8 protein-coding genes are annotated in these 11054 nt (G+C 71.8%); 4 read left to right on the forward strand and 4 right to left on the reverse strand.

All coding sequences use genetic code 11. From position 1 onward, the window contains the following. Positions 1 to 8 precede the first annotated feature (8 nt). The gene (locus ACF08W_RS03635; protein WP_385216065.1) at positions 9 to 1004 is read right to left on the reverse strand and encodes a helix-turn-helix domain-containing protein; all 996 of its coding nucleotides are present in this window, start codon (positions 1002 to 1004) and stop codon (positions 9 to 11) included. Between the two features lie 651 nt (positions 1005 to 1655). Here ACF08W_RS03635 and ACF08W_RS03640 point away from each other — a divergent pair. Beyond that, positions 1656 to 3596, forward strand: a complete 1941-nt coding sequence (locus ACF08W_RS03640) for a glycoside hydrolase family 5 protein (protein WP_392278267.1) — start codon at positions 1656 to 1658, stop codon at positions 3594 to 3596. 83 nt (positions 3597 to 3679) lie between these two features. Here the strand turns inward: ACF08W_RS03640 and ACF08W_RS03645 are convergent, their stop codons facing one another. After that, the gene (locus tag ACF08W_RS03645) at positions 3680 to 6103 is read right to left on the reverse strand and encodes an endonuclease/exonuclease/phosphatase family protein (RefSeq protein ID WP_392278268.1); all 2424 of its coding nucleotides are present in this window, start codon (positions 6101 to 6103) and stop codon (positions 3680 to 3682) included. 549 nt (positions 6104 to 6652) lie between these two features. Between ACF08W_RS03645 and ACF08W_RS03650 the strand changes: the two genes are divergently transcribed. The 3 genes from ACF08W_RS03650 to ACF08W_RS03660 are packed head-to-tail and all read left to right on the forward strand — an operon-like array spanning position 6653 to position 8830. Beyond that, positions 6653 to 7468, forward strand: coding sequence for a thaumatin family protein (locus tag ACF08W_RS03650; protein ID WP_392278269.1), 816 nt, complete (start codon positions 6653 to 6655; stop codon positions 7466 to 7468). A gap of 16 nt (positions 7469 to 7484) precedes the next feature. Next, positions 7485 to 8357 (forward strand): glycoside hydrolase family protein, encoded by an 873-nt coding sequence (locus ACF08W_RS03655; RefSeq protein WP_392278270.1) that lies wholly within the window; start codon positions 7485 to 7487, stop codon positions 8355 to 8357. 44 nt (positions 8358 to 8401) lie between these two features. Then, positions 8402 to 8830 (forward strand): septal ring lytic transglycosylase RlpA family protein, encoded by a 429-nt coding sequence (locus ACF08W_RS03660; RefSeq protein WP_392278271.1) that lies wholly within the window; start codon positions 8402 to 8404, stop codon positions 8828 to 8830. A 153-nt stretch (positions 8831 to 8983) separates the two neighbouring features. Here the strand turns inward: ACF08W_RS03660 and ACF08W_RS03665 are convergent, their stop codons facing one another. Together ACF08W_RS03665 and ACF08W_RS03670 are read right to left on the reverse strand one after the other, a co-directional pair. After that, the gene (locus ACF08W_RS03665; RefSeq protein WP_392278272.1) at positions 8984 to 9637 is read right to left on the reverse strand and encodes a hypothetical protein; all 654 of its coding nucleotides are present in this window, start codon (positions 9635 to 9637) and stop codon (positions 8984 to 8986) included. A 41-nt stretch (positions 9638 to 9678) separates the two neighbouring features. Continuing rightward, positions 9679 to 10752, reverse strand: a complete 1074-nt coding sequence (locus ACF08W_RS03670; protein ID WP_392278273.1) for a MerR family transcriptional regulator — start codon at positions 10750 to 10752, stop codon at positions 9679 to 9681. Positions 10753 to 11054: the final 302 nt, after the last annotated feature.

The raw sequence follows: 11054 nt of genomic DNA on the forward strand, positions 1-11054 counted from the left end.
CGGACCGGTCAGGCCATGTCCTCGGCGCGGATGCCGCCGCTGGCGAGTGCGAGGGCGCCGAGCTGGAACCGGCTCCGGGCACCGAACCGGTCGGTCAGCTTCTCCGAGAGGCGGCGCACCGTGCGCACCGAGACGTCCATCCGCCGCGCCGCCGCCGCGTCCGTCAGCCCCTGCGCCCACAGCAGGAGCACATGCTGTTCCTGGAGGGAGAGATTGCCGCTGGTGCGGGGGCGGGCCTCGGCGAGCGGCAGGGCCTCCTTCCACAGCCGGGCGAACAGGGTCGCGAAGGCCTCCGTGACCGACTCGACGCCGCAGGCCATCGCGCCGACCACGCCGTGTCCGCTGGTGACCGGCACGACGGCGTGCCTGCGGTCGGAGACGATCATCCACACGGGCAGCGACGGCAGGGTGCGGACGGCGCCGCCGCACTCCTCGCTCCGGCGCAGCCGCTCCGTCGCCTCCGGGTCGTTGCGGACGCTCTCCAGCACGATCGTGCGGGCGGGTGTGCCGCGCCGCCGGAGGATCTCGTGGAGCGAGTGACCGGCCTCGAAGGCCGCCGCGTCCGGCCGCTCGACCGGTCCGACGGTCAGCCACTCCTGCGCGCACGCGTCGGCGAGCGAGGTGACGTGCTGCCACACGGCGTCCGCCCCGGCCAGCCACTTCACGTCCGGAACGCTCTCCCGGCCGTCCTGCCCCCGCTCCGACAGCAGCCGGGTCACCTCCAGCCGGCTGCCCTCCACCTGAAGCCGGTGGCGGGCCAGTTCGTCCTGCTGCCAGGTGAGTATCGCCGCCAGCCCGACCTCCGGATCGACCGGCCGCCAGCCGCTGGCGGAGTCCCCCGGGACGATGAGCAGCTGCGCGGACAGCCGCTCCAGTCCGCCCCGGACCGTTTCCTCGGTCTCCTCCAGTCGCGAGGCCAGCTCCGCCACCTCCGCGCCGGGCCGGTCGACCATCGAGATGTACACACTCCGTGCGACGGAGTCGATACCCAGAGAGGTCCGCATGTCGTGCGCTCCTGTATGTCTTGTCGTACGGCACCTGTTGGCTGTGGGACACGAGTCGAGTTCGGACCGGCGGGGTGTTCTCCCGGGGCGTCACCGGGGGAGCCGCCGGCCGGACACCAGTAGAACGGGTGCCGTGGCGGCGGCGGATGCGGGGTGATCCCCCAAGTTCCTTCGGGCCACCGGCCCCCGGGGCGGGCGAGCCACCTCCACGGGCGGCTCCCGGGCCCCGATGGGCCGCTCCCGGGAGCTGAAGCGCACCGCCTGCCTGTTCACAGGTGGCCGCCGCGCCGCTCCCCGTACGCCGACACGGCCGTGCGTACCGTCCCGTGACACCGCCGGACCCCGGGGGCTCCTCCCACCCCCACCGACCGGGGCCCGAGAATATGGGGGGACCGTCCCCCATACGGGGCGCGAAGCCGGAACTCGGCGCTCCGGCCGTCGACCGCACGACGGGGCGGTGGCCGACGAGGGGCGGACCGGTACTCCTCGCCGGCACCGTCGCCACCGTCACACCCCGGCCGTCTTGCTCCTTGCCGCGCGACGGCACATCGTCGAATCCATCGCCACCAGCGGCCCCCAGGGCCGGACCACCGCACGTGACCGCTCCGCACCAGGCAGGCACCGTTCCCCCACCCGTACAGGAGCCTCCCCGTGACACCTCGCACCACTCCGCTCCGCCGCCTGACCGCGGCTCTCGCCACGACGTCCGCGCTCCTCCTCGGCACCCTCGCCCCCACCGCCGCCGCGACGGGTCCCGCGACAGCGCCACCGCCCTCGGTCCTCACGGGTGCCCAGCTCGCCGCCTCGTGGACCGGCCCGCTCTCCACCCGGGACCGGTACGTCGTCGACGCCGACGGGGACCGCTTCAAACTCAAGTCCGGCAACTGGGCCGGTGCCCAAGGAACGTGGGAGGGCGGCGGAAGCGTCGACGACCCGGCGAACCACCAGGCGCGGCAGATGTCGCACAACATCCCGCTCGGCCTCGACCGGAAGCCGATCTCCCGGATCCTGGCCGATTTCCACGCCCTGGGCCTGAACAGCATCCGGCTCCCGTTCGCCAACGCGCTCATCCACGACACGAGCACCGTCCCGGACTCGGCCGTCACCGCCAACCCACAACTCAAGGGGAAGACCCCGCTGCAGGTCCTCGACGCCGTCGTCGCGGCCCTGACCGCGGACGGCTTCGCCGTCATCCTCAACAACCACACCACCAGCTACCGCTTCTGCTGCGGGCTGGACGGCAACGAGCGCTGGAACAGCGGTCAGACCACCCAGCAGTGGATCGACGACTGGGTCTTCCTCGCCAAGCGCTACCGCGACGACAAGCGGGTCGTCGGAGCCGATCTGCGCAACGAGGTCCGCCGCGACACCTGGAACGACGCGAACTGGGGCTGGGGCGACGACCACGACCTCAACAAGGCCCTGGAGGAAGCGGGCAACAGGATCCTCCAGGCCGACCCGGACCTGCTCATCGTGATGGAGGGCATCAACTGGCAGGGCATCCCGACCGACATCACCCCGCACGGCCGCCCCACCCTCACCCCGGTCGCCACCCTGTCCAACACCCTGATCCGCTCCGACAAGCTCGTCTACGCGGCCCACTTCTACGGCTACACCGGCCCGAACCACACCGGCGCCACCGGAACGGGCGAGACCCACGACCCACGTTACGAGGAACTCACCCCCGCACAGCTCGCCCAGGTCGTCGACGACCAGGCCCTGTTCGTCACCCGGTCCGGCCAGCACTTCACCGCTCCCGTGTGGATCAGCGAGTACGGTGCTGCCGGCCGGGGCGACCTCGATGCCAGGGAACGCGCCTGGTTCGCCAATTTCACCGACATCCTGGTGAAGAACGACACCGACTTCGCCATCTGGCCCCTGGTCGGCTGGACCGACGCGAACGGCACCCCCCAGGACAACTGGGCCATGGTCAGCTACAGCGCGGACGGAACCCGGCTCGGTGTCATGGACTCCGGCGACTGGCGCGCAACCGCCTGGGACAAGCTGGTCAACGCCCCCGGCCGGACCGGTCCGATCGCCTCCGCATCCCGCTGGAACATGCTGAACCTGGACTACGCCGACTACAACGTCTCCGCCACCAAGCTCGCCGGACCCGACTGGTCCGTCGGCAACCGCAAGGGCAACTGCCCCGACACCCAGCGCCTCGTCGGCCTCGGCCGCGGCGACAGCAGGGGACTGTGCACCGACGCTGGCCAGCCGGTGAAGGGCGCCGGTTCCTGGACCGTCGTCACCGACGAACGGTACGTCACCGGCGGCGACTGGGCGAGCGGCTACAGCAAGCTCCAGTGCCCCGCCCACGCCTTCGCGGTCGGCTACAGCGTGAACAGGAACGCCATGGCGGCCCTCCTGTGCGCCCCGGCCGCGGCATCCCTGCCCGCCGACGGCCGCGCGGTCTGGTTCGACAGCGGCGACAACCGGCCCGCCACCGGCGGATCGACCGGCAGCGACTGGGCGCCGGGCCACTACAAGGGTCAGTGCGCCGACACCGAGTACCTGGCCGGCGTCGCCCACACCTGGAAGTGGAACCACGGCGGAGTCCCCGACGCCCTCCTGTGCCGCCCGGTCGGCTGAACCGACCCGCAGGGGTCCGGGAGCGGGCCGAGCCCCCGTCCGGTCGGGACCGGACGGGGGCTCGGTGAGGCGACCGGACCGGGTCAGGGCTTGACGCGGACCACCTGCGGGTCGTGGTCGGAGGCCTGGACGGCGAACTCGCTGTTGATGTGGACGACGTCGTAGCGGGTCTGCTGCTTCTTGAACGCGGGGCTGACCAGGATGTGGTCGAGCACCTGCGAGTTGCCCTGGTAGACGTACGAGTAGCGCTCGGAGGCGGGCAGCTCGTTCACCAGGTCGCGCAGGACGCCGTCCTTGGTGAGGGTCTGGAGGGCCGGAGAGAACTGGTAGTCGTTGAAGTCGCCGAGGGAGACCACCCGGGCGCCGGGGTCGGCGGCCAGGAGCTTGGCGACGAAGGCGTGCTCGACCTCGGCCTGCCGGGCGCGCTGCACCTCGGAGCTGCGGGCCGGGGCCTGGAACCGGCTGTCCAGGCCCTGGTCGCCGCCCTTGCTGTTGAAGTGGTTGGCGATCACGAAGACCGGCTTGTTGTGGAACATGAACTGGCCGACCAGCGGCTTGCGGCTGCTGTTCCACGCCTCGTTGCCCGGGTCGATCCGGCCCGGGGAGGCGGTCAGCGAGGCGCGCTTGCCGGTGCCGGTCACGCCCACGGCGGTGGTGGCGTCGCCGCCGGGGATGTCGGTGAAGGAGACGCGGTGCGGGTTGAACAGGAAGACCTGGCGGATGTTGCCGCCGGGCTCGCCGCCGTCCTTGCCGTCCACCGGGTCGACGGAGCGCCAGTCGTACGCGGGGCCGCCGGCCGCCTTGATCGCCTCGATGAACTTGGCGACGGTGGCACCGGCCGCGACCGTGCCGTCGTTGACCGGACCGTTGTCGTCCTGGACCTCTTCCAGGGCCAGGATGTCGGGCGAGCGCAGGTTGGTGACGACGCCCTTCGCCAGCTCGGCGAACTTCTCGTCCGGGTCGCCCGGGTCGAGGTTCTCGACGTTGTACGTGCCGATGGTCAGCTCGCTCGGGAGGGCGCGCTGGGTCACCTCCCGCTGCAGCCCGCCCGACTCGACGGCGCCGAGCCGGTCCGCCTGCACCGCGTATCCGCCGAACTTGGTGTAGTCCAGCGGGCCCCCGGTGGCCCCGGTGAGCCGGTCGCCGACATCGGCGACCGGGAAGTCGGCGGCGGCGCCGAGCGACTGGACCAGCAGCCGGCCGGAGTTCTGCCGGTCGTAGCCGAGGTACACGGAACCGCCGCGCGCCGACCGGGGGTCCTGCTCGCGGGCGTTCACCCACAGCTCCTGGTACGCGTTGCTGGCCTGCGTCACCGGCACGTCGCGGACCTCGACGTTCATGCCCTCCAGCGACTCGTACAGGTCGAGCGCGTAGGCGTCGGGCCGCAGCGCCAGGGACTCGATCGAGCCGCCCGCCATGTCCGGGGCGTACACCGCCGGGATGACCGAGCCGTCCAGGACGACCGGGGCGGGTACCGTGTTGCCCGAGGAGACCACGGTGGTCTTGGGGCCGGAGAGCTCGGTGAGGGACTGCGAGCCGCCCGAGCTGTTCGGGTAGTACTCGGTCACCTTGGCCGTGACCAGCACCGAGTCGCCGACCTTGACGGCCGGTCCGGAGCCGCCGGTGTAGACGAAGACGCCCTCGCTGGTGGCCGGGTCGGCGTCCGGGTTCGGGTCCTGGAACCAGAAGCCCTTGGTGCCGTACGTACGGACGCCGGTGACGATGCCGGGCACGCCCACGACGGTCTGGCCGGCCATCGGCGAGACGCGGGTGGCGCCCTGGATGTCATGGATGCGCACGGTGCCGGGCTCGGTCGGGCCGGTGCCGCCGTCGCCGCCGGGGGTCGTCTCGCCCTTGCCGTTGACCGGGGTGGGCGCGCCGGCCTGGAAGTCGGCGGCGTTGTCGTCGGTGTCGGCGAGAGAGGCGGCGCGGGCCACCGAGGCGCTGTTGGAGGCGCCCGCGGCGGCGCCGGAGCCCTCGTGGACCACGGCGTTGCCGAAGCCGACCAGGTCGACGATGCGCGGATCGGCGGCGCAGTCCGCAGCGGTCTTGCAGGTCAGCGCGTCGGTGCCGCTGACGAGCGCGACGGTCCCCGCGGTGCCGGACAGCGCCAGGCTGCCCGAGGCGTCGGCGGTCGGCAGGTTCACGGTGCCGCCCGTGCCCGCCGCCTCGGCGACCAGGTAGCGGGCGCCCGGGGCGACCGAGCCGCTCAGCGGGGTGACCCCCCACTTGCTGCCGGCGCTGGGCGTGCCCGGCAGGTACTGCACGCTGTAGCCGACCAAGCCGAAGGCGGCCCCTGACGGGTTGGCGAGTTCGATGAAGTCGTTTTTCAGCGTCGCACCCGAGTTGCCGCCACCGCCGTACACCTCGGCGATGACCACGCCCGTGGACGGGGCGGCGACCGCGCCGGGCAGCGGGACGAGCACCAGCGACGCGGTGACCGCGGCGGGCAGGGCGGCGCGCAGCAGTCTGCGGCGGGAGCGACGGTTGGGGAGGGGACTGGGCACCGTTGCGGCACTCCTTCATGGCAGGACACAGCCCGGTCGCCGCGGCGGGCGCCGGGATCGGTGAGGGATCGTCAAGGTGGTGACGGGGGGACGCCGGACGGCGTCTCGCGCAGATCCAGAAGCTGAAGATACGCGCGTAGAACATGGCGTAACAAGGCTTCGGACATGAACTTTTCGTCACCTTTCCCGGCCGGCCCGGTCGCTGTTCCCGCAGGTCGGGCCGGGGCGCACCGGACTGTGCGGCATCCCGCACGGCTCGGCGGCCGATCCGTGCCCGGACTTCCCCCACCCGGAGACGCCCCGAGTGATCGAACTCATGTCCGCCCCCGGTGCGGTCGTTTCCGAGGAACGACGAGTGCGCAGGATCTGTTCCGGGCGAGCTGTGCCAGGGCGTGACCGAGTGCCGGCCCCGTGACCGCACCGGCTTGGCCATGGGCCCGTGGACGCGAGGAGACCTGTGCCCGACGCGCTCCCGGGGCGGCGCGGCAGACCCGCCCGTCCGGCCCGCCTCGACTCTTCACCCCCCACCGCACATTCGACGGAGGAGCATTGCGCAAGGTTCTGAGTACCCTGGCGGCCACGATCGCCGTGGCCGCCGCTCTCCTGGTGCTGGTCCCCCCGCACCCGGGCGCCCGGCCCGAGGCGAGAACGGCCACGGCCACCGCGCTCGACGGCGCCGAGCCGGCCGCGGCCACCGCGGGCGCCCACACGGTGACGTTCGTCAACAGCACCGGCAAGAAGATCTGGGTCGGCTCCACCGTCAACGCCGACGGATCCAGGAACTTCGGATCGTTGCCGGTCCTGGAGCCCGGACAGTCGGCGACGGTGACCGTCCCGGAGGACGAGGCCCCCGGCCACTGGCGCGGCACGTTCTTCGCCCGCATGGGGTGCGGCGGCGAGTCCGGCAGCACCTTCCACTGCGAGCTGGGCGACTGCGGCGCCTTCGCCGACCACTGCGCGCCGGACACCGGTGAGCAGCCGGTGAGCCTCGCCGAGTTCAACTTCGACCCCGGCGACGACATGGCGCCCTGGTACGACGTGAGCTACGTCAACGCCTTCTCCGTACCGGTCACGATCACCCCCACCGAGGTCTCCGGCTCCGGTGGCGGCTGCGGCGAGGTGGGCTGCGCCGAGGACCTGCTGCCGAAGTGCCCCGCCGACGACCTGACACGGTGGAGCGACGGCACACCGAAGCTGTGCACCAGCCCGAACCGTGATGCCAAGACCCCCTACAGCGACATGATCGCCACCAACTGCCCCAAGGCGTACGGCTGGTCGAAGCAGGACCAGGAGCCGGGCAACCAGGTCATGCAGCAGTGCAGCCGATGCGGCGGCTTCACCGTCGAATTCCACCGCGGCGCCTGAACGGACGGGAACCACCATGCGCAGAAGAAGCATCCTCACCGCCGCGCTGACGGCCCCGCTCGCCCTCTCGGCCGCCGGCCGCGCCACGGCGGTCGCGGCCCCGTCCGGCACCCCGGGGACGGCCACGGACCGGATCGCGGCCCCGGCCACCGCCGACGCGAGGAAGAAGGGCGTGAGCGCCTGGAACTTCGACGGCGTCGCCCAGGACCTCGCCGACTCCGGGGCCGGCTGGTTCTACACCTGGTCCTCGGGCAGATCCGGGATCACCGCTCCCGACGGCGTCGAGTTCGTCCCGATGATCTGGGGCCCGGACTCGGCGACCGACGCCGAGCTGGACCAGGCCAGGCAGCAGGGCACGACCCTCCTCGGCTTCAACGAGCCCGACCATCCGGGGCAGGCGGTCATGAGCGTGCAGCAGGCGCTCGACCTGTGGCCCCGGCTGCAGTCGACGGGCCTGCGGCTCGGCGCGCCCGCCGTGGCCACCGGCGCGGACAGCGCGGACGGCTGGCTCGGCCAGTTCCTCCGGGGCGCCGCCGACCGAAACCTCAAGGTCGACTTCCTGCCCGTCCACTGGTACGGCGCCGACTTCGACGCCACCAACGCCACCGACCAGCTGCGCGGCTACCTCCAGGCCACCTACGACCGCCACCACAAGCCGCTCTGGCTGACCGAATACGCCCTCATCGACTTCTCGTCCGGCACACCGAGGTACCCGTCGCAGGAGCAGCAGGCGGCCTTCGTGCAGCAGTCGACGGCCATGCTCCAGAGCCTGCCGTTCGTCGAGCGGTACGCCTGGTTCACGCTCTCCACCAGCCGCGGCGACGGCACCGGACTGTACGACGGTACGACCGCCACCCAGGTGGGCGCCGCCTACCGCGCGGCGGGGTGAGCCGTATCCCCGTCCCGCATCCCCGCAACGGAAAGGCAGCAGCCATGCTCCGTCCTCTCCCTCTCGCCCGTCTGGCCGTCGGCGCCACGGTCCTCGCCGGGGTGGTCGCCGCCGCACCGGCCGGCTCCGCCGCGCCCGCCGTCCCGCTCGCCGGCACCTGCTGGGCGACGCACTACGGCCCCATCCCGCCCGGCTCCTACACCGCCAGCGGCGAGATCTTCGACAACAACGCCGACACCGCGGCGACCTCGCTCACCCGCGACCCGCAACTCCCCTTCAACACACTGGTGAAGGTCACCAACACCGCGAACGGAGCCTCCCTCGTCGTCCGCGTCAACGACCGGGGCACCTTCGCCCAGACTCCGCAAGAACCCAAGTGCCTCGACCTCACCGACGGCGCCTTCCAGCGCCTCGGCGGCGTCATCGACCCGGACCAGGGCCACATCGAGGTGACGGAGGAAGTCCTGCCGTAGCGACCGCCCGGGAGGAGGAAGGCGCCTGACGGACCAGAAGCCCGGATCAGGCGCCTCTTCCCGGGCCGACCGCCAGGTCGGCGGGCCATCAAGGCCGCTGAAAGCCCGTCGGTCGACGTTCGCATCTTGCGGGTCACCGAGGGGCGGGGCGCGTCACGCGGCGGACCGGACTTCGATGGCGTGGCCGAGGGCGGTCTGCTCCTCGTCGGGAAGGCGGCGCTCGGCGTGGAGCATGCGGAGGGCGGTGGTGATGCGTTCCTCATCCCCGGGTGTTCCGAGGCTGCCCATGTACGGGGGCAGCAGCAGGCTCAGGGCTTCGAGGTCGGTGCGGGCGCAGAGCGTGGTGAGGAGCAGGCCGACCGGGTCGTCGTGCTGCTGTGGCGCGGGCCGGGCAGTGGCGCGCAGTCCTGCGGCGATGCGGTAGCGCAGCCATTGGTTGTGGGGGCCGGCCGGGACGTCGTCGATGTGTTCGGCGGCGGACTCGAAGTGTTCGCGGGCCTGCTCGATCTGGCCCAGGTCCCGGTGGGCCCGGGCCATGTTGGCGTGAAGCGAGGTGTAGAAGCCGCGGACACGCGCGTCGCCGACCCGGTCGGCCCGGGTCAGGCACTCCTGGTTCCAGCGCAGGGTCTCCTGCGGGGTCGGCTGGTGCCGGGCGAGGTAGTGCGCGGCGATGCAGGCGTCGTAGTCGTCCTCGGCCGCTTCCCACGCTTGTAGGAACAGCTCCCGTGCTCGGACGTCTCGTCCTTCGGTCTCGGCCTGCATCCCCTGCGCGCACAGCTGGATGACGGTGTTCTCCGGGGCGGTCACGGTTCTCCTGAGGTGATGGGGGGTGTGGTGGTGGGAAAGGATCAGATGGGGGCGTCGAGAGCGACGGGCATGACCAGCGTGGTGAAGCTGCCCTGGTCTGCGGAGCGCAGCACGACAGGCTGGTCCACGGCGGAGATCTCCAGCAGCACGTCGGGACCGACACTGGCCTCCAGGGCGGGAGCCAGGACGGCGGGATCGAACCCGATCCGCCGGGGCAGGTGCTCATGGCAGACCGCGGGCAGGGTGACGGCGTCGGAGTGATCGGCAAGGGAGACGACCAGCTCATCGTCGGCGAAGCTCAGAGCGATGCGTGCAGCCTCTCCGTGGCTGTCGACCGCGTCACGGAGGGCCGGGCGATCCACGATCACGCGGTATTCGGTCGGGGCCAGGGCCGAGAGCATCTCGCGGTAGGCGGGGAACAGGTCATCGGTCGTCACCAGGACACGGGACTCCGACGTACCGCGTGCTCGGGCGCCGTCCGGTCCGACCTGGATGGTGACCTCGTGGACGCGTGCCGCCCATTGCCCGAACTCGATCAGGTCGGCCGCGTGCACCAGAAGGCGGCAGGGACCTCCGTCGAGTGCGGTCGGCCTCAGGACGCGCATCGACAGGCGATAGCGATCGGTGGCCACCAGACGGACCTCGCCGTCACCGATCTCGATGAGGACGCGGCCCAGCGCGGGGAGTTCCACGTCGGAAGCCGCAGCCGGTACCACCTGGCGTACCGCACTGGCCAGCTCCGCACCACCGATTCGCGCTTCCGTCATGCTGTCCGCGGTCGAGAGGGAACGCAGGACCACGGCGATGGCGTCCTCGGCCGTCCGTGTCCGCTCCCGCATCCTCTCCAAGTGCCGCTCCAGCACCTCTCTGCCCTCGTGCTCGGGCCCGTCGAGCACCACGGTGACCTCAGCCAGCGGCAGTCCCGCTTCTCGCAGACCGCGCAGGAGGACGGCCCGGGCCTCCTGCGCAGGGCTGTAGAAGCGGTATCCCGTCGCCCTGTCGACCCACGCCGGCCGCAGAACGCGGCAGTCGTCGTAGAAACGCAGGGCGCTCGGAGCGAGACCGACCCGCCGCGCGAAGACGCTGATGCTCAGTAGTTCCGTGGTGCCGTCCATGGCCCCGATTGTCGACGTTCATCCCACTTGAAGGTCAACTCGCCCTTCGGCCGGGTGCCACGCCACCACCGGGCACAGGAGCTCGACCACTTGGGCATGCTTCCTCCCAGCCGGAGTGCCCAGGGCTTCGAGTGGTTGCCCGCTGTGACACCTCCCGCCGAAACATTGGCCAGATCTTCCCGCCCGATCCGCTGCTCCTGGGGCCTCCAAGCCTGCCTGGCCGTTTCGGGTGCGAAACCGCGAGAAGCCCCGTTCCCGGGTCCGACGGCGGTGGTCCCGATCAGCCGGCTCCTCGGCGAGCG

Origin of the sequence: Streptomyces sp. NPDC015144 (assembly GCF_043079735.1) — a bacterium.
GTDB lineage: Bacteria > Actinomycetota > Actinomycetes > Streptomycetales > Streptomycetaceae > Streptomyces.